Raw genomic sequence first — 17,987 nt, forward strand, 5'->3', positions numbered from 1 at the left:
ATCAGTCCTGCATTTCGCGGCCCGTGAGCCGCAGGAACACATCTTCAAGATTGGCCGGGCGATGCAGATAGCGCAACCCCGTGCGACCCTTGAGTCGTGCACTGAGCGGCTCCGGATCGCTCACGTAGCAGAACAGCGTCTCGCCGCTGATCTCGGTGTGCTTCGCGAATGCCGACAGCTCGTCGCGCAGCGTGGCCGGATCGGGCCCGTAGATCTCGATCACGTCGCAGCCGATCTCCGATTCGATCAGCGCGTGCGGCGCGCCTTCGGCGATCTTGCGGCCTTCCTCGATCACGCACAGGCGGTCGCACAGGCGCTCGGCTTCTTCCATGAAGTGCGTGGTGATCAGGATCGTCTTGCCGCGCGCGAGCAGCGAGCGCAGCCGCTCCCACATGAGGTGACGCGCCTGCGGGTCGAGGCCCGTCGTCGGCTCGTCGAGCACCAGCACATCGGGATCGTTGACGAGCGCGCGAGCGAGCGTCAGGCGGCGCTTCATGCCGCCCGACAGCTCGCCGACCTTCGCATCGGCCTTGTTCTCGAGCTTCGCGAATTCGAGCAGCGGCTTCACGAGCGCGTGCGCAGCCTGCGCCGACATGCCGAAGTAGCGGCTGAAGACGAGCAGGTTCTCGCGCACGGTGAAGTCGGGGTCGAGATTGTCGAACTGCGGGACGACTCCGACGCGCTGGCGTGCATGCCGCGCACGCGATGGAACCGGTTCGCCGCAGAGCGAAATGGTGCCTGCGTCGGGATGCGTGAGGCCGAGCAGCATTTTCAGCGTGGTGGTCTTGCCGGCGCCGTTCGGCCCGAGCAGGCCATAGCATTCACCCGCCTGGACGGTGAAGGACAGGCCGTTGACGACGAGCTTGTCGCCATAGCGCTTTTCGACGTTCCGGAAATCGATCGGTGCAACGGACATGGGCATGTTGTCGTTGTAGGCGGGCGCGGAAGCGTTCCGCAGCTGCCGGATGCATGGCCGGTTGGCGAACCGATCGGACGATTGCGTGTCACACGGGCATGACCGAAGCGCACGACGCCGGCGCCTGATGGCCCGCTGGAGTACGAACGGGCCATTCTAGTGCATCGGCTGCGTCTCTTCAGGGCATGCCTGCACGGTGCGATGCATGGACGCACCGATCGTGCACTGCATCATCGCGCGCGAGCCGAGCGGGGCGAATCAGCGTTTTCCATCCCTTGCGTCCTGAATTGCGGCGCACCATGATGAATGCGTAGGCTCGGTGTTGCGACAGGGAGGTTTCATGGCTAGCTACAACAAGATTTTGCTGTGTTACGACGGCACGCTCGAAGGACGCAAGGCACTGCGTTGTGGCGCCAATCTCGCGATGGACCTGAAGGCCGAGACGCATTTGCTGTCGGTGGTCGACATGCGCTCGAGCATTGCACAGAGCGCGGGTTTGCTGACCGACGTCGCGTGCGGCCGGTTCGAGGAAACCGCGCGTGAAATCCTGCAGGAAGGGGTGAACTGGCTGCGCGAGCGCGGTGTGCAGGCCGAAGGCCATTTCGCGTTCGGCTATCCGATCGACGAAATCGCGAATCTCGCGACGGAGCTGAAGGCCGACCTCGTCGTCGTCGGCCATCGGTGCCGCAGCGGGTTGTCCAGATGGTGGATGGGGTCGGGCAACACGCAACTGCTCGATCGCGTGAACTGCAGCATCCTGGTTGCGTGTTCGTCGGCGCAGGAGCAGAAGGAAGAAATCGCGCGGGAGCGTGAAGCGGCCACGGCGAACGGCAAATGATCCAATGATTCGATGACTGCCTGACCGGCGAATCGTGCCGGTCGGGCGTCGTGTCACGTCCGTGGGCCGGGCGCTGACCGCGGCCATTCAAGACCGGTCAAGCGTGCATGTCGATCGCGGACAACTTCCACGAGAACAGGCCGAAGCGGTGGAATATCGCCGCATAGCGCGTGCCGTCGGCACTGCGCTGGTAGGTCACGACGAATTCATCGATATTCCGGTACCCGGCGCTGGTTTGCTGCTGGTGCGGCGTATGCGTTGCATCGACCGGGCTGGCCGGTGCGGCAGCGGCGGGTGGCGGCGATGACGCAGTTGGAGCGGCCGCATTGCTGCCCGGAGCGGCTGCGCTCGCCGGGGGAGCCGGATTGGCTGCAGGCGCAGCCGGCGCATTGCTGCCCGGCGGCAGATTCGACCATTCGGGTGGACGCTCACCTGGATTGCCACGCGGTGGCAATCCGCTCATCAGCGCGGCTACGCCTTCCGGGGTCGCGTACGCATCGACCAGCGGGCCGATCAGTGCCGACCCGATCAGCGCGCCGATCACCGCGAACGGATTGTTTTTCTTCACCGCGTCGATCCGGCGCATCAACTCTTCCGTGACCTGCTGCTTCAGGCTGATGCGCAGCGACGGGAAATCGACATATTCACTGATGGCTTGCGCATCGCGCGCATCGATCGCCGATTTCAGGCGACCGAGCGCGACGTACGGCGACGCGTACGCATAGCCGATCGCCGTAATGATGGCGACGGCCAGCACGGCGATCAGCAGGGGCTTGAGCCGCCATGCGCGGCCCGAAGATCCGGTCACGTTGCCTCCGGTGCGGGGATGTTCCGCAATCAGAGACCGCCTGGCGTGGCCGATCGTTCCTCTGCGATGCAGCGATCGATCATCCGGCACACGGCATCGATCGTGCCGACCATGATCAGGCGCGAACGGCCGTGATAGACGCGCACCGGTGCACGGCGCGCGGGTTCGGCGTGATTCAGGCCGGCGTTCAGCGATACCCGCGCGAAAGCGGGTAGCGCCGACGGCAGCAGGGACGCCTGCCGTTCGACTGCGACTTCTTCTTGCACAGGCGCCGCCGCGGACAGCGGTGCGCAGGGCGTGCGGCCGCGCAGGTGACGCAGGCGGCCGAATTGACGGAAAGGCAGCAGACGGGCAAGGCGTTCCATGATGTTCTCCTAGCGAGACGGAATGTCAGAGTTCGCCCGAGCGAATCAGCCCGACGGCGATGCCTTCCAGCGCGAATTCCGCGCTGCCGGCCTTGACGAAGATGTTTTCGTAATCCGGGTTCTCCGCGATCAGTTCGAGACCGCCAGGCCGGCGCATCAAGCGCTTGACCGTGACGTCGTCGCCGAGGCGCGCGACGATGATCTGGCCGTCCTTCGCTTCCGTGCGCTTCTGCACGGCGAGGAGGTCGCCGTCGAGGATGCCGGCGTCGCGCATCGACAGGCCGCGCACTTTCAGCAGGTAGTCGGGCTTGCTGGAGAACAGCGCGGGATCGCACGCGTAATGCTGCGAGATGTGCTCCTGCGCAAGGATCGGGCTACCGGCTGCGACGCGGCCGACGAGCGGCAGCGACAACTGCATCAGGCCGGCGTGCGGCAGCGTGAACTGGTGCGGGGCATCGTCGATGCCGAGCAGGCGGATGCCGCGCGACGCGCCGGCGGCCAGCTCGATCACACCCTTGCGCGCCAGCGCGCGCAGGTGCTCCTCGGCCGCATTCGGCGAACTGAAGCCCAGTTCGGCCGCGATCTCGGCACGGGTGGGCGGGAATCCGGAGCGCTCGATCGCGCGACGGATCAAGTCGAACACTTGCTGCTGACGGGCGGTGAGTTTGGTCATGGCTCAACTGTATGGATAGACAGTGAGCTGTATTTTTATACAGTAGTCCGCGAATTTCAAGTGTTACTTGAGGTTCGACGCGATCACGCCGGTTCCGACGCGATTTCACGACGCCCGGACGCCGGTTCATCCGCCACAACCGTCCATCCCGTCTGCGTTAGCACTTTTGAGTATTAAAAAATAAGGAACGATTATTTTTAATCATGTAACCCGTTCGTTAGACTGGCCCGACATCGCAATACCGACAACACTGGAGAACCAAGGATGGGCAAGCGCAACACGGGGCTGGTGGGCGGAGTGGGCCGCCTGATCGCAACACTCGCGCTGGGCGCGGCGGCGGCGCTGGGCGTCGCGACGCACGCACAGGCCGATACGACCTTCCTGAACGTGTCGTACGACCCGACGCGCGAGCTGTATCAGGACTTCAACCAGGCGTTCGGCAAGGAGTGGAAGGCGAAGACGGGCGAGACCGTCAACTTCAAGCAGTCGCACGGCGGTTCGGGCGCGCAGGCGCGCTCGGTGCTCGACGGCCTGCAGGCCGACGTCGTCACGCTGGCGCTCGCGTACGACATCGATGCCCTCGCGAACAAGGGGCTCGTCAACAAGGACTGGCAGAAGCGCCTGCCCGACAACGCGTCGCCGTACACGTCGACGATCGTGTTCCTGGTGCGCAAGGGCAATCCGAAGGGGATCAAGGACTGGGACGACCTGACCAAGCCGGGCATCTCGATCGTCACGCCGAATCCGAAGACGTCGGGCGGCGCGCGCTGGAACTACCTGGCCGCATGGGCCTATGCGGTGCACAAGCCGGGCGGCAACGAGCAGACGGCGAAGGAATTCGTCACGAAGCTCTACAAGAACGCCGGTGTGCTTGATTCGGGCGCGCGCGGCGCGACCACGAGCTTCGTGCAGCGCGGGATCGGCGACGTGCTGATCGCATGGGAAAACGAGGCATTCCTGTCGGTCAAGGAATTCGGTACCGACAAGTTCGAGATCGTCGTGCCGTCGGTGAGCATCCTGGCCGAACCGCCCGTCGCGGTGGTCGACAAGGTGGTCGACAAGAAGGGCACGCGCAAGCTGGCCGATGCATACCTGAACTTCCTGTACAGCCCGCAGGGCCAGGAGATCGCGGCGCGCAACTACTACCGGCCGCGTTCGAAGAACGTGCCGGCGGAGCTGACGAAGCAGTTCCCGAAGCTGAAGCTGTACACGGTCGACGATACCTTCGGCGGCTGGACGAATGCGCAGAAGACGCATTTCGCGGACGGCGGCGTGTTCGATTCGATCTACAAGCCGCAGTAACGCCATAACGACAGCGGCGCGCCACGATAGCGCGCCGCATCCCCGACGGCCCGCCGGCGCGATTCACTGCGCCGGCGTTTGCGTCGGACCCATGAGCAGCACCGACCCAGCAAGAGCATCCGATGACGACGTACACCTTTCGCAAGCCGAGCGCGCTGCCCGGTTTCGGCGTGACGCTAGGCATCACGGTGGCCTATTTGAGCCTCGTGGTGCTGATACCGCTCGCCGCCACGTTCCTGAAGACCGCGACACTGTCGTGGGAGCAGTTCGTCACCGCCGTCACGTCGCCGCGCGTGCTCGCGTCGTACCGGCTGACGTTCTCCGCCGCGCTCGGCGGCGCGCTGATCAACGCCGTGTTCGGTTTCCTCGTCGCGTGGGTGCTCGTGCGCTACACGTTCCCGTTCAAGCGGCTCGTCGATGCGATCGTCGACCTGCCGTTTGCACTTCCGACGTCGGTCGCCGGCATTTCGCTCGCGGCCGTTTACGCGACCAACGGCTGGGTCGGCCAGTATCTGGCGCCGCTCGGCATCAAGATCGCGTTCACGCCGGCCGGCGTGCTGGTCGCGCTGACCTTCATCGGGCTGCCGTTCGTCGTGCGCACGGTGCAGCCGGTGCTCGAGGATTTCGAGCGCGAGCAGGAAGAGGCCGCCGCGTGCCTCGGCGCGTCGCGCTGGCTGACGTTCCGCCGCGTCGTGCTGCCGGCCGTGCTGCCGGCGCTCCTCACCGGGTTCGCGCTCTCGTTCGCGCGCGCGCTCGGCGAATACGGCTCGGTGATCTTCATCGCCGGCAACGTGCCGATGAAATCCGAGATCACGTCGCTGCTCATCATCACGAAGCTCGAGCAGTACGACTACGCGGGCGCGACCGCGCTCGCGGTCGTGATGCTCGTCGTGTCGTTCCTGATGCTGCTGCTGATCAACACGCTGCAGTGGTATCTGCAGCGCCGCACGAGCAAGGGCGCGAGCGGCCCCGCGCCCGCCGCCGTCATCGCTACCGCAGCAGGAGGCCAGCAATGAGCCAGGAGGCCACCGTCGTGCTGAAAACCCCGTCGCCGGCCGCACGCGCCGCGAAACGGCTCGACCCCGTCAGCGAGTCACGCGTCGTTCGCTGGCTGCTCACGGGCATCGCGCTGGCGTTCCTCGCATTCTTCCTCGTCGTGCCGCTCGCCGCGGTGTTCGTCGAGGCGCTGCGCAAGGGCGTCGGCTTCTATTTCGAATCGCTGGCCGATCCCGATGCGTGGTCGGCGATCAAGCTGACACTGACCGTCGCCGTGATCGCGGTGCCGCTGAACCTCGTGTTCGGCGTGTGTGCATCGTGGGCGATCGCGAAGTTCGAATTCCGCGGCAAGGCGCTGCTGACGACGCTGATCGACCTGCCGTTCTCGGTGTCGCCGGTGATCTCGGGCCTTGTATACGTGCTGTTGTTCGGCGCGCAAGGCTGGCTCGGGCCGTGGCTGCAGGAGCACGACGTGCAGATCATCTTCGCGGTGCCGGGCATCGTGCTCGCGACGATCTTCGTCACGTTCCCGTTCGTCGCGCGCGAACTGATTCCGCTGATGCAGGCGCAAGGCACCGACGAGGAAGAAGCCGCGCGCGTGCTTGGCGCGTCGGGCTGGCAGATCTTCCGCCGCGTGACGCTGCCGAACGTGAGGTGGGGCCTGCTGTATGGCGTGATCCTGTGCAATGCGCGCGCGATGGGCGAGTTCGGCGCGGTGTCGGTCGTATCCGGCCACATCCGCGGCGTGACCGACACGATGCCGCTGCACGTGGAGATCCTGTACAACGAATACAACTTCGCGGCGGCGTTCGCGGTGGCGTCGGTGCTGGCGCTGCTCGCGCTCGTCACGCTCGCGCTGAAGCTGATCGCCGAGCGTCATCTCGCGGCCGAACTGGCCGACGCGCACGACGCCGTTCCCGCACATGCCGGCCCCGTCGGCGCCGTTTCGTCGAAATCGTAAAGAGGCAACCAGAATGGGTATCACCGTCCGTAACCTTCAGAAGCGCTTCGGCGATTTCACGGCGCTCGACAACGTATCGCTCGACTTCCCGCCGGGCGAGCTGGTCGCGCTGCTCGGGCCGTCCGGCTGCGGCAAGACCACGCTGCTGCGCGTGATCGCGGGCCTCGAGCACGCGGACGCCGGCCAGGTCGTGCTGCAGGGGCTCGACGTGGCATCCGTCGGCGCGCGCGACCGCCAGGTCGGCTTCGTGTTCCAGCACTACGCACTGTTCCGCCACATGACGGTCTTCGAGAACGTCGCGTTCGGGCTGCGCGTGAAGCCGCGCCGCGAGCGGCCGTCGGAAAGCGCGATCCGCGAGAAGGTGCACGAGTTGCTGAAGCTCGTGCAGCTCGACTGGCTCGCGCAGCGCTATCCGTCCGAGCTGTCGGGCGGCCAGCGCCAGCGCATCGCGCTCGCCCGCGCGCTCGCGGTCGAGCCGAAGGTGCTGCTGCTCGACGAGCCGTTCGGCGCGCTCGACGCGAAGGTCCGCAAGGAGCTGCGCGGCTGGTTGCGTCGTCTGCACGACGACCTGCACATCTCGACGATCTTCGTCACGCACGACCAGGAGGAGGCGCTGGAAGTCGCGGACCGCATCGTCGTGCTGAACCGCGGCCACGTCGAGCAGGTCGGCAGCCCGCAGGACGTCTACGATCATCCGCAGAGCGCATTCGTCTACGAGTTCCTCGGTGCGGCCAACCGGTTGCCGGGCACGGTCGCCGGGCGCGGCTTCGTCGCCGAGGGGGCGGCCGCGCCGATCGAGGTCGACGCCGATTTCGCCGGTCCCGCGAACGCCTATGTGCGCCCGCACGACCTTCAGCTGTGGCCGGTCGGCGAAGGGCACCGCGACGGCATCGCGGTGGACGTGCGCCGCGTGATCCCGCTCGGCGGCTCGGTGCGCGTGGAGCTCGAGGCGCGTGCGGGCGGCGCGCTCGAGGCCGAACTCGATCGCGACGCATGGCGGGCGCTGTCGCTGCAGGTCGGCGACGGTGCGACGGCCGTGCCGCGCGCGGTGCGTGTGTTTCCCGCGCGTTGACGAGCAAATACAGGGCAGGGGGCGGAACATGCTCCGAATCGACAATCAAACAACGACAGCCTAAGAGGCATACCCATGAATTTTCAGCAATTGCGGTTCGTGCGCGAAGCGGTGCGCCAGAACATGAACCTGACGGAAGTCGCGAACGTGCTGTACACGTCGCAGTCGGGCGTGTCGAAGCAGATCAAGGATCTCGAGGATGAGCTGGGCGTCGACATCTTCATCCGGCGCGGCAAGCGGCTGACGGGGCTCACGGAGCCCGGCAAGGCCGTGCATCAGCTGATCGAGCGGATGCTGCTCGACGCCGAGAACCTGCGCCGCGTCGCGCGCCAGTTCGCCGACCAGGACAGCGGCCACCTCGTCGTCGCGACGACGCACACGCAGGCGCGCTACGCACTGCCGAAGGTGATCCGCCAGTTCACCGACGTGTTCCCGAAGGTGCATCTCGCGCTGCGTCAGGGCAGCCCGCAGCAGATCGCGCAGATGATCCTGAACGGCGAGGCCGATCTCGGCATCTCGACCGAAGCGCTCGACCGCTATCCGGACATCGTCACGTTCCCGTGCTATTCGTGGCACCACACGGTCGTCGTGCCGAAGGGCCATCCGCTCGTCGGCCGCGAGAACCTGACGCTCGAGGAAATCGCCGAGTACCCGATCATCACGTACGACCAGGACTTCACGGGCCGCTCGCATATCGACCAGGCGTTCACGCAGGCGGGCGCCGTGCCCGACGTCGTGCTGACCGCGATCGACGCGGACGTGATCAAGACCTATGTCGAGCTCGGCATGGGGATCGGCGTGGTCGCGGCGATGGCCTACGATCCGCAGCGCGACACGGGGCTCGTCGCGCTCGATACGCAGCACCTGTTCGAGGCGAGCACGACGCGGGTCGGGCTGCGCAAGGGCGCGTTCCTGCGCGCATACGCATACCGGCTGATCGAGATGTTCGCGCCGCACCTGAACGAAGCAGAAATCGCGGGGCTGTTGCGCGAAGCCGTTTGACGACGGCGCGCCGTGCGCCATCCGCGCGCTCACGGCGGATGGCGCGACGTACCGGCGCGGGTTGTCATGTATTGGGGAGCGGCAGGCGATCCGCCGCTGCCTGGGTAGTTCGACTCACCGTATCATCGACCGCCATCGCGGTTTCCCGTCAGCCTCTTCGCCGCACGCGGCGAACGACATGTATTCGCTTGCCGGCACGACGACAAGAACACAAGAGGGTGCGCGTGTACGCCTCGTTTCGGGTTCGGCCATTTGCCGCATCGAGCGATCCATCGGCCGGCAAATGTGATTCAATGCGCGTGAATGCCGGGCGACGTGCGCTCGGGCCGTCCCTTGGCCGCCATCCTGCCGGCCGGATCGCATCAGCGACGCAATGCGTAACACCGGGAGACAGTGCGAAAGGCGAAGCCGGCAGCCCGTCCACCTTCACAAAACAAGGCATGCGGATTGCCGGTCCCGACACGCTCGGAGACATATCGCGCAGCACGCAACACGCGTGACGAAGAGGTAAACAATGAACCTGAAATGGTTTCTCTTCTCCTTCGAAGGCCGGATCGGGCGCCTGCCGTGGTGGATCTACGCGCTGGTTTCCACGGTGCTCAGTGCGATTTTCGATGCGAATTCGCGCAGTGCGCCGGAAGACGATCTGCCGCTGCTGGTGATGCTGGTGGTCGTCGTCATCGCGGTCGTCGCGGTGTGGTCGTCGATTGCGGTCGGCGTGAAGCGGCTGCACGACATCGACAAGTCGGGATGGTGGATGCTGCTGTTGTTCGTGCCGATCGTCGGTGCGCTTGCGTTGTTCGTGATGAACGGCTTCATCGCCGGCACGCCGCATGCGAACCGCTTCGGCGAGCCGCCGTCGGCCGATGAAGACGAACCGGCGCCGCGGGACCCGGCGTGACTCGCGCTCCGAATAAACCCTTAAATATTGATCAGACAGGTTGCACACCGACGCGAATCGGTACAGCATAGCCTTCACTCCGCCGGCGTCCCGCCGGCGGCGGCGCGTCAACAACAGCACGCGCCAGGCAGTCGGCCGTCTGCCTCGCTTCCATTCCGTGGTACCGACAGCAGCATCGATGGCCATTGCCCGGGTAGTGTGGCGCAAACGTTTGCTCACATTAAAACAACAGTCAAACAATAGTCCGGCCCTTGGGGGCCGGTCGCCAGGAGATGAGTATGAATGTCCTCTTTCGCCGTCGCTTCCTGACCGCCGCGCTCGCCGCCGTCGCGGTTGCCGCCGCACCGGCCGTCCACGCGCAATCTGCAGCCAAGCCGAAGGTCGCGCTCGTGATGAAGTCGCTCGCCAACGAGTTCTTCCTGACGATGGAAACGGGCGCGAAGGAATACCAGAAACACAACGCGGGCCAGTTCGACCTGATCACCAACGGCATCAAGGACGAGACCGACACCGCGAACCAGATCCGCATCGTCGAGCAGATGATCGTGTCGAAGGTCGACGCGATCGTGCTCGCGCCGGCGGATTCGAAGGCGCTCGTGCCGGTCGTGAAGAAGGCGGTCGACGCGGGCATCGTCGTCGTGAACATCGACAACCGGCTCGATCCCGACGTGCTGAAGTCGAAGAACCTGAACGTGCCGTTCGTCGGCCCGGACAACCGCAAGGGCGCGCGCAAGATCGGCGATTACCTCGCGAAGCGGCTGAAGGCGGGCGACCAGGTCGGCATCGTCGAAGGCGTGTCGACGACGACCAATGCGCAGCAACGCACGGCCGGCTTCCAGGACGCGATGAAGGCGGGCGGGATGAAGGTCGTGTCGGTGCAGTCCGGCGAATGGGAGATCGACAAGGGCAATGCGGTCGCCGCCGCGATGCTCAACGAATACCCGAACCTGAAGGCGCTGCTGTGCGGCAACGACAACATGGCGATCGGCGCCGTGTCGGCCGTGCGCGCGGCCGGCAAGCAGGGCAAGGTGCTCGTGGTCGGCTACGACAACATCAACGCGATCAAGCCGATGCTGAAGGACGGCCGCGTGCTCGCGACCGCCGATCAGTACGCGGCGAAGCAGGCCGTGTTCGGTATCGACACGGCGCTCAAGGCGATTGCCGAGCATCGCAAGCAGGCCGACATGTCGGGCGTGGTCGAGACGCCGGTGGATCTCGTGACGAAGTGACGCAGCCCCGATGCGGCCGCCGCTCTCAAGAATCTCGCGCGGCGGCCGTTATCCGAGGTGAGCGCGATCACGGCCACTGCATGCACATGCACTTGTGAGCGTCACACCCGCGCGCCGCGTGCGCGCGGCCGCAACCAGGATCGCGATGGACCCGACTTTCCAACCCTCCCGCGCAGCCACTCCCGTGCTGTCCGTATCCGGCGTCGGCAAGACCTACGCCGAACCCGTGCTCGCCGACGTCACGCTGACGCTCGAGGCGGGCCACGCGCTTGCGTTGACGGGCGAGAACGGCGCCGGCAAGAGCACGCTGTCGAAGATCATCGGTGGGCTCGTCGAACCGACCGCCGGCACGATGCAGCTCGGTGGCAAGCCGTATGCGCCGGCGAGCCGCACGCAGGCCGAGGCACTCGGCGTGCGCATGGTGATGCAGGAGTTGAACCTGCTGCCGACACTGACGGTTGCCGAAAACCTGTTCCTGAACCGCCTGCCGCGGCGTTTCGGGATCATCGATCGCGCGCGGCTGCGCGACGATGCGCGGGCCGCGATGGCGCAGGTCGGGCTCGACACGGTCGACCCCGATACGCCGGTAGGCGCGCTCGGCATCGGCCACCAGCAAATGGTCGAGATCGCGCGCAACCTGATCGGCGACTGCCGCGTGCTGATTCTCGACGAACCGACCGCGATGCTGACCGCGCGTGAAGTCGAGCTGCTGTTCGAGCAGATCGACCGGCTGAAGGCGCGCGGCGTCGCGATCGTCTACATCTCGCACCGGCTCGAGGAACTCGCGCGGGTCGCCGAGCGCGTCGCGGTGCTGCGCGACGGCCGGCTCGTCCATGCGGGCGACATGGCGGCGACGACGTCCGACGGGCTCGTCACGCTGATGGTCGGGCGCGAGATCGGCGAGCACATCGATCTCGGCGAGCGTCGTATCGGCGCGCCGCGGCTCGTCGTGTCGGGCCTCACCCGCGGGACGGCGGTGCGCGACGTGTCGCTCGAGGTGCGCGCGGGCGAGATCTTCGGCATCTCGGGGTTGATCGGTGCGGGACGTACCGAGCTGCTGCGGCTGATCTACGGCGCGGACGCGCCGGACGCGGGGACGATCGCGATCGGCCAGCCGCCGAAGCCGGTGCGGATCGGTTCGCCCGTCGAGGCGGTGAAGCAAGGCATCGCGCTGATCACCGAGGATCGCAAGGGCGAAGGGCTGCTGCTGACGCAGTCGATCACCGCGAACGTGTCGCTCGGCCAGCTCGACCGGCTCGCGCGCGGCGGGATCGTCGACGGGGCGCGCGAAACGGCGCTCGCCGAGCAGCAGATCGACGCGCTGCGGATCCGCACGCACGGCGCGACGCAGGCGGTCGGCGAACTGTCGGGCGGCAACCAGCAGAAGGTCGTGATCGGCCGCTGGCTCGCACGCGACATGGGCGTGCTGCTGTTCGACGAGCCGACGCGCGGGATCGACGTCGGCGCAAAGTTCGAGATCTACACGTTGATGGGCGCGCTCGCGCGCGAAGGCCGCGCGCTCGTCGTCGTGTCGAGCGACCTGCGCGAGCTGATGCTGATCTGCGACCGGATCGGCGTGATGTCGGCCGGGCGCATGACCGCCGTGTTCGAGCGCGGCAACTGGACCCAGGATGCGCTGCTGGCCGCGGCGTTCGCCGGCTTCGGCCGCGAGACGCCGCCGGGCGGCGCGCAGCATCCGGACGCGGGGCAGGCGCCAGGCGCCGCTCCCGGTACTTCGAATACAGGACGACAGCAATGACCCAGCCTCCCGTAACCCCGACCGACGCAGGCGCGCAGCAGGACCTGACGGGGCGCCGTGCGCGCACGCTGTCCGGCACACGGCTCGGCCTGTCGAACTACCTCGGGCTCGCCGGTGCACTCGCCGCGATGATTGCGCTGTTTTCGGTGCTGAGCTCGCATTTCCTGACCTACGATACGTTCAGCACGATTGCGAACCAGATTCCCGATCTCGTCGTGATGTCGGTCGGGATGACCTTCGTGCTGATCATCGCCGGGATCGACCTGTCGGTCGGCTCGGTGCTCGCGCTCGCCGCGTCGATGGTCAGCGTCGCCGCGCTGAAATGGCAGTGGGGGCCGCTGCCGGCCGCGCTGATCGGCATCGCGGTCGCGACCGCGACGGGCGCGCTGACGGGCGCGGTCACGGTCGGCTGGCGAATCCCGTCGTTCATCGTGTCGCTCGGCGTGCTGGAGGCCGCGCGCGGCCTCGCATACCAGCTGACGAATTCGCGCACGGCCTACATCGGCGACGCATTCGATTTCCTGTCGAACCCGATCGCGCTCGGCATCTCGCCGGCGTTCCTGATCGCGGTCGCGGTGATGATCGCCGCCCAGTTCGTGCTGACGCGGACCGTGTTCGGACGCTATCTCGTCGGGATCGGCACGAACGAAGAAGCGGTCCGACTTGCAGGGGTTAACCCGAGGCCGTATAAAATTCTCGTATTCGCATTGATGGGCGCCCTCGCAGGGCTGGCGTCGCTGTTCCAGATTTCGCGGCTCGAGGCGGCCGACCCGAATGCGGGCGTCGGTCTCGAACTTCAGGTGATCGCCGCCGTCGTGATTGGCGGCACGAGCCTGATGGGCGGGCGCGGCTCGGTGATCAGCACGTTCTTTGGCGTGTTGATCATCTCCGTGCTGGCCGCGGGGCTGGCGCAGATCGGTGCGAACGAGCCGACGAAACGGATCATCACCGGGGCGGTGATCGTGGTGGCGGTCGTGCTCGATACGTATCGCAGCCGGCGCACACGCGTGCGGTAGAAAGACAGACAGAACAGACCAGAGAGAAACGGGAAATGGCGACGATCAAGGATGTGGCGGCCATGGCGGGCGTGTCGTTTACGACCGTCTCGCACGTGGTGAACAATTCGCGGCCGGTGTCCGCGGATGTGCGTGCGAAGGTCGAGGGCGCAATCCGCGAGCTGAATTACGTGCCGTCGGCCGTGGCACGCTCGCTGAAGGCGCGTGCGACGGCGACCATCGGCCTCGTCGTGCCGAACAGCACGAACCCGTACTTCGCGGAGCTCGCGCGCGGGATCGAGGACCAGTGCGCGGCCAACGGCTATTGCGTGTTCTTCTGCAACTCGGACGACGATCCCGTCAAGCAGCGCAACTACTTGCGCGTGCTGCAGGAAAAGCGCATCGACGGGCTGATCGTCGCATCGGCGGGCGAGGATGCGGTGCTCGCGCAGACGCTTGCGGATATCCACGCGCCGCTCGTCGTCGTCGACCGCAATATCGAGGGGCTCGCGGCCGACCTGGTGCAGATCGACCACGAGCGCGGAGCGTACCTGGCGACGCGCCATCTGCTCGAGCTCGGGCACGCGAAGATCGGCTGCATCACGGGGCCGACCGACACGGCGGTCAGCGCAATGCGCGTGCACGGCTTCATCCGCGCGATGGCCGAGCGCGGGGTCGACATCGTGCCGGGCGCGATCGCGGAAAGCGACTTCTCGTGCCTCGGCGGTTATCACGCGGCGTCGCGGCTGTTCGAATCGGTGCGGCCGAGCGCGATCTTCGCGGGCAACGACCTGATGGGCGTCGGCGCGCTGCGCGCGGCGGCTGAGCGCGGCATGCGCGTGCCCGACGACTGTTCGATCATCGGGTTCGACGACATCGAATTCTCCCGCTACACGTATCCGGCCCTGTCGACGGTCGGCCAGTCGGTGCGCGCGCTCGGCGAAATGGCCGCGCAGACGCTGATCGAGCGCATCGGCGGCGGCTCGACCGCCGTGCCGAGCCGCCGCCGCGTCGTGTCGCCGCGCCTCGTGCTGCGCGAATCGACGGCGATCTACCGCGAGCCGCCGGCCTCCGGCGGTCGCGCATGACGGCGCCCGTGGCAGGCGCCGGCCGCGTGACGGTGGTCGGCAGCCTCAACATGGATCTCGTCGTGCGCGCGCCGCGCCTGCCGCTTCCGGGCGAAACGCTCGCCGGTCACGCGTTCGCGCAGGCGGCGGGCGGCAAGGGCGGCAACCAGGCCGTCGCGGCCGCCCGGCTCGGCGCGCAGGTCGCGATGATCGGTTGCGTCGGCGCGGATGCCCACGGCGCGGCCCTGCGCGCGGGGCTCGAAGCCGAGGGGATCGACTGTACAGGGCTCGCGACGAGCGCATCGGCGTCGACCGGTGTCGCGCTGATCGTCGTCGACGATGTGAGCCAGAACGCGATCGTGATCGTCGCGGGCGGCAACGGCGAGGTCACGACCGAGACGGTTGCCCGGCACGAGGCCGCACTGGCGTCGGCCGACGTGCTGATCTGCCAGCTCGAGACGCCGCCGGACACGGTGTTCGCGGCGCTGTCGGCCGGGCGTCGGCTCGGCCGCACGGTGGTGCTCAATCCGGCCCCGGCCGTCGCACCGTTGCCGGACGGCTGGCTGCCGCTCGTCGATTACCTGATCCCGAACGAGGTCGAGGCGGCCGCGCTGACCGCGCTGCCGGTGCGCGACCCGGCGGAGGCGGAAGCCGCCGCGCGCGTGCTGCAGGCAGGCGGCGCGCGCAACGTGCTGGTGACGCTGGGCGCGCGCGGCGTGCTGGCGCTGACGGCCGATGGCGCGGCGCGGCACTATCCGGCGCCGGCCGTGCAGGCCGTCGACACGACCGCGGCCGGCGATACCTTCATCGGCGGCTTTTCCGCACGGCTTGCGGCCGGCGCGGACGTCGACACGGCCATCCGCTTCGCGCAACGTGCAGCGGCACTGTCGGTCACGCGAGCGGGCGCGCAACCGTCGATTCCAACGCTTGCAGAACTGGCCGGATAGGGCCTGATCACGCATCGCGGCCGGTTCGTCGCAGACGACGGCCGGCCGCGTCTCCACGACGCTCGCCGGCAGTGGAGCGCCTCCCATTGCTTGGCTTCCAGTACACGCTGAAACGTGCATTATTCGTTCAGCTATTTGTAATAAACAGACAAATAATTCGAAAAAATAACGGAAACACCATCAAGTTGTGCGGTGCATGGTCGTAAATGCATCGGGAGAAGCAATGCTTCGAAGCGACGGGTCCGTCCCGTCCATCACGACGCAACACAGGAAGGATGATGGTGTTCAAAAACCTGACGATTCGTGCGCGCATCGGTCTCACGATGGCGTTTCTGGCGGTGCTCCTGGGGGTGATCGGCGGGCTCGGCGTGTACGGCATGACACGCGCGAACGATGCGACGCGCGAAATTTTCACGAACCAGATGCCGAGCGCGGTCGATGTGTCGGTGGCCGATATCTACGCCGCGCGTGAACGCCTTGCGCTCGACCGTGCGGCACTCCTGGCCGGCACGCCCGACGCGGCCGCCGCAGTCGAGCGAAGCCGCGGGATGCGCGCGCAGTCCGACGCGTGGTGGCAGAAATACCTCGCGTTGCCGCGCGGCCCGGAGGAAGACCGGATCGCCCAGGACGTCGCCGCGAAGCGGCAGGCGCTGCAGCGCGAGTGCGACGCGTTCGCGAGCGTGGTCGGGGCGAATCAGGCCGACCGGATCGGCGACGGCGCGAAGCGGCTCCAGGCGAGCTTCAACGACCTCGCGACGGCAAGCGAGGCGCTGCGCAACTTCCAGTTCACGGATGCGCAAGCAGGCTTCGATCACGCGGAATCGGTATACGACACGCTGCGCGTGCTGGCGATCGTCACGCTGGTGGCCGGCTTCGGCGCCGCGGTCGTGTCGTGGCTGACGCTGAGCCGCGCGATCGGCCGTCCGATCGCCGACGCGCTCGCGCATTTCGATGCGATTGCCGCCGGCGACCTGCGCCGGCCGATCGTCGTGGATCGCCGTGACGAGATGGGCCAGCTGCTCGAGGGCCTCGGCAAGATGCAGCGCGGGCTCGTCGACACGGTGCGCACCGTGCGCGGCGGCAGCGAGTCGATCGCGACCGCGGCGCGCCAGATCGCGGCCGGTAACATCGACCTGTCGTCGCGCACCGAGGAACAGGCCGCGGCGCTGCAGGAAACCGCGTCGAGCATGGAGCAGCTGACCGGCACCGTGAAACAGAACGCGGACAATGCACGCCAGGCGAGTTCGCTGGCCGCGAACGCGTCGGAGATTGCAAACAAGGGCAATACGGTGGTCGGCCAGGTGGTCGGCACGATGGGCGAGATCAACGACAGCTCGGCGAAGATCGCGGACATCATCGCGATCATCGAAGGAATCGCGTTCCAGACCAACATTCTTGCGCTGAATGCGGCAGTCGAAGCCGCGCGGGCAGGCGAGGAAGGCCGCGGTTTCGCGGTCGTCGCGGGCGAGGTGCGCAGCCTGGCCCAGCGGTCGTCGACCGCGGCCAAGGAGATCAAGGTGCTGATCGACGCATCGGTGGAGCGCATTCGGTCGGGTTCCACGCTGGTCGACGAAGCAGGGCGCACGATGAGCGACGTGATCAGTGCGGTGCAGCGCGTGACGGACATCATGGGCGAGATCGCGGCGGCGTCGGAGGAACAGAGCGGCGGGATCGACCAGGTGGCGCGCGCGGTCGCGCAGATGGACGAGGTCACGCAGCAGAATGCGGCGCTCGTCGAGGAAGCCGCAGCTGCCGCGCAATCGCTCGACGAACAGGCCGGGCGCCTGCGTGAAACGGCCGCGGTCTTCCAGCTCGATGAAGACACGGCTCGCCCGGGCGGCGCGGCGCCGGTTGCAGTGCGTCACGCACCGCGTGCGGTGGCCGCCACGGTTGCGGTGCCCGTCCAGGCGGCTGCGCGCGACGATCGCGACGCACCGCCGAAACGCGTCGCCGCAGCGGCGCCGGTACGCAAGCCCGCCGCTGCTGCTGCGGCGCCCGCGCAAACGGCCGCTACCGCTGACGCGGACGATTGGGAAACCTTCTGATTCGCGCGCGCCGCGCATCTATCCCCATTTGGTGACGAACGACGCCCGCGACCTGCGGGCGTCGTCGTTTCTGCGACGGGAAAATGTGACATGGCGACGTCATGAATGACG

At 67.0% G+C, this 17,987-nt stretch carries 17 protein-coding genes; 13 read left to right on the forward strand and 4 right to left on the reverse strand.

Going from position 1 to position 17,987, the window contains the following annotated elements; translation table 11 throughout:
- Position 1: 1 nt before the first annotated feature.
- The gene (nodI, locus tag CFB50_RS08750; protein WP_069247891.1) at positions 2 to 916 is read right to left on the reverse strand and encodes a nodulation factor ABC transporter ATP-binding protein NodI; all 915 of its coding nucleotides are present in this window, start codon (positions 914 to 916) and stop codon (positions 2 to 4) included.
- A gap of 340 nt (positions 917 to 1,256) precedes the next feature.
- On the opposite strand from nodI, the gene CFB50_RS08755 reads away from it, so the two are divergent.
- A complete protein-coding gene (locus CFB50_RS08755; protein ID WP_039358765.1) occupies positions 1,257 to 1,754 on the forward strand; it encodes a universal stress protein in 498 nt (165 codons plus the stop codon).
- Positions 1,755 to 1,851: 97 nt separating this feature from the next.
- Here the strand turns inward: CFB50_RS08755 and CFB50_RS08760 are convergent, their stop codons facing one another.
- Genes CFB50_RS08760 through lexA form a run of 3 tightly spaced genes read right to left on the reverse strand, consistent with a single transcriptional unit; the run spans position 1,852 to position 3,600 of the window.
- Positions 1,852 to 2,562 (reverse strand): DUF2939 domain-containing protein, encoded by a 711-nt coding sequence (locus tag CFB50_RS08760; protein ID WP_089445572.1) that lies wholly within the window; start codon positions 2,560 to 2,562, stop codon positions 1,852 to 1,854.
- Positions 2,563 to 2,591: 29 nt separating this feature from the next.
- Positions 2,592 to 2,927 (reverse strand): hypothetical protein, encoded by a 336-nt coding sequence (locus tag CFB50_RS08765; protein WP_006476078.1) that lies wholly within the window; start codon positions 2,925 to 2,927, stop codon positions 2,592 to 2,594.
- A 25-nt stretch (positions 2,928 to 2,952) separates the two neighbouring features.
- Positions 2,953 to 3,600: a transcriptional repressor LexA gene (gene lexA, locus CFB50_RS08770; RefSeq protein ID WP_009689103.1), complete on the reverse strand. Its 648-nt coding sequence runs from the start codon at positions 3,598 to 3,600 to the stop codon at positions 2,953 to 2,955.
- A 264-nt stretch (positions 3,601 to 3,864) separates the two neighbouring features.
- On the opposite strand from lexA, the gene CFB50_RS08780 reads away from it, so the two are divergent.
- From CFB50_RS08780 to CFB50_RS08835, 12 genes are all read left to right on the forward strand, one after another.
- The gene (locus CFB50_RS08780) at positions 3,865 to 4,902 is read left to right on the forward strand and encodes a sulfate ABC transporter substrate-binding protein (RefSeq protein WP_011351893.1); all 1,038 of its coding nucleotides are present in this window, start codon (positions 3,865 to 3,867) and stop codon (positions 4,900 to 4,902) included.
- Between the two features lie 122 nt (positions 4,903 to 5,024).
- Entirely contained in the window at positions 5,025 to 5,918 is an 894-nt protein-coding gene (gene cysT / locus CFB50_RS08785) for a sulfate ABC transporter permease subunit CysT (protein WP_089445573.1), read from the forward strand.
- Entirely contained in the window at positions 5,915 to 6,859 is a 945-nt protein-coding gene (gene cysW / locus CFB50_RS08790) for a sulfate ABC transporter permease subunit CysW (protein ID WP_089445574.1), read from the forward strand. Before cysT ends, cysW begins: the two co-directional genes overlap by 4 nt.
- 13 nt (positions 6,860 to 6,872) lie before the next feature.
- Positions 6,873 to 7,931 carry a sulfate/molybdate ABC transporter ATP-binding protein gene (locus CFB50_RS08795; protein ID WP_069247896.1) on the forward strand — a complete coding sequence of 353 codons (1,059 nt, stop codon included), beginning with the start codon at positions 6,873 to 6,875 and terminating at the stop codon, positions 7,929 to 7,931.
- Between the two features lie 75 nt (positions 7,932 to 8,006).
- On the forward strand, positions 8,007 to 8,933 hold the full coding sequence (locus tag CFB50_RS08800) for a CysB family HTH-type transcriptional regulator (RefSeq protein WP_006484201.1): 927 nt from the start codon (positions 8,007 to 8,009) through the stop codon (positions 8,931 to 8,933).
- A gap of 514 nt (positions 8,934 to 9,447) precedes the next feature.
- A complete protein-coding gene (locus CFB50_RS08805) occupies positions 9,448 to 9,834 on the forward strand; it encodes a DUF805 domain-containing protein (protein WP_089445575.1) in 387 nt (128 codons plus the stop codon).
- A gap of 278 nt (positions 9,835 to 10,112) precedes the next feature.
- Positions 10,113 to 11,063, forward strand: a complete 951-nt coding sequence (locus CFB50_RS08810; RefSeq protein ID WP_089425352.1) for a sugar ABC transporter substrate-binding protein — start codon at positions 10,113 to 10,115, stop codon at positions 11,061 to 11,063.
- 145 nt (positions 11,064 to 11,208) lie between these two features.
- Positions 11,209 to 12,822 (forward strand): sugar ABC transporter ATP-binding protein, encoded by a 1,614-nt coding sequence (locus CFB50_RS08815; protein WP_089445576.1) that lies wholly within the window; start codon positions 11,209 to 11,211, stop codon positions 12,820 to 12,822.
- Complete coding sequence (locus CFB50_RS08820; RefSeq protein ID WP_089445577.1) at positions 12,819 to 13,838, forward strand: ABC transporter permease; 1,020 nt, start codon at positions 12,819 to 12,821, stop codon at positions 13,836 to 13,838. The genes CFB50_RS08815 and CFB50_RS08820 overlap by 4 nt, the downstream gene beginning before the upstream one ends.
- Before the next feature lie 35 nt (positions 13,839 to 13,873).
- The gene (locus CFB50_RS08825) at positions 13,874 to 14,905 is read left to right on the forward strand and encodes a LacI family DNA-binding transcriptional regulator (protein ID WP_011351902.1); all 1,032 of its coding nucleotides are present in this window, start codon (positions 13,874 to 13,876) and stop codon (positions 14,903 to 14,905) included.
- Complete coding sequence (gene rbsK / locus CFB50_RS08830) at positions 14,902 to 15,831, forward strand: ribokinase (protein WP_089445578.1); 930 nt, start codon at positions 14,902 to 14,904, stop codon at positions 15,829 to 15,831. The genes CFB50_RS08825 and rbsK overlap by 4 nt, the downstream gene beginning before the upstream one ends.
- Positions 15,832 to 16,109: 278 nt before the next feature.
- A complete protein-coding gene (locus CFB50_RS08835) occupies positions 16,110 to 17,876 on the forward strand; it encodes a methyl-accepting chemotaxis protein (protein ID WP_089445579.1) in 1,767 nt (588 codons plus the stop codon).
- Positions 17,877 to 17,987: the final 111 nt, after the last annotated feature.

Origin of the sequence: Burkholderia sp. AU33423 (assembly GCF_002223135.1) — a bacterium.
GTDB classification, from domain to species: domain Bacteria; phylum Pseudomonadota; class Gammaproteobacteria; order Burkholderiales; family Burkholderiaceae; genus Burkholderia; species Burkholderia lata_D.

Excerpts from the sequence above, each read along its gene's own strand:
- CFB50_RS08800 (WP_006484201.1), top strand. The coding sequence starts at position 8,007 with ATGAATTTTCAGCAATTGCGGTTCGTGCGCGAAGCGGTGCGCCAGAAC.
- CFB50_RS08780 (WP_011351893.1), top strand. The coding sequence starts at position 3,865 with ATGGGCAAGCGCAACACGGGGCTGGTGGGCGGAGTGGGCCGCCTGATC.
- CFB50_RS08795 (WP_069247896.1), top strand. The coding sequence starts at position 6,873 with ATGGGTATCACCGTCCGTAACCTTCAGAAGCGCTTCGGCGATTTCACG.
- cysW (WP_089445574.1), top strand. The coding sequence starts at position 5,915 with ATGAGCCAGGAGGCCACCGTCGTGCTGAAAACCCCGTCGCCGGCCGCA.
- CFB50_RS08765 (WP_006476078.1), bottom strand. The coding sequence starts at position 2,927 with ATGGAACGCCTTGCCCGTCTGCTGCCTTTCCGTCAATTCGGCCGCCTG.
- CFB50_RS08810 (WP_089425352.1), top strand. The coding sequence starts at position 10,113 with ATGAATGTCCTCTTTCGCCGTCGCTTCCTGACCGCCGCGCTCGCCGCC.
- CFB50_RS08815 (WP_089445576.1), top strand. The coding sequence starts at position 11,209 with ATGGACCCGACTTTCCAACCCTCCCGCGCAGCCACTCCCGTGCTGTCC.
- cysT (WP_089445573.1), top strand. The coding sequence starts at position 5,025 with ATGACGACGTACACCTTTCGCAAGCCGAGCGCGCTGCCCGGTTTCGGC.
- CFB50_RS08825 (WP_011351902.1), top strand. The coding sequence starts at position 13,874 with ATGGCGACGATCAAGGATGTGGCGGCCATGGCGGGCGTGTCGTTTACG.
- CFB50_RS08820 (WP_089445577.1), top strand. The coding sequence starts at position 12,819 with ATGACCCAGCCTCCCGTAACCCCGACCGACGCAGGCGCGCAGCAGGAC.
- lexA (WP_009689103.1), bottom strand. The coding sequence starts at position 3,600 with ATGACCAAACTCACCGCCCGTCAGCAGCAAGTGTTCGACTTGATCCGT.
- CFB50_RS08835 (WP_089445579.1), top strand. The coding sequence starts at position 16,110 with ATGGTGTTCAAAAACCTGACGATTCGTGCGCGCATCGGTCTCACGATG.
- CFB50_RS08755 (WP_039358765.1), top strand. The coding sequence starts at position 1,257 with ATGGCTAGCTACAACAAGATTTTGCTGTGTTACGACGGCACGCTCGAA.
- nodI (WP_069247891.1), bottom strand. The coding sequence starts at position 916 with ATGTCCGTTGCACCGATCGATTTCCGGAACGTCGAAAAGCGCTATGGC.
- rbsK (WP_089445578.1), top strand. The coding sequence starts at position 14,902 with ATGACGGCGCCCGTGGCAGGCGCCGGCCGCGTGACGGTGGTCGGCAGC.
- CFB50_RS08805 (WP_089445575.1), top strand. The coding sequence starts at position 9,448 with ATGAACCTGAAATGGTTTCTCTTCTCCTTCGAAGGCCGGATCGGGCGC.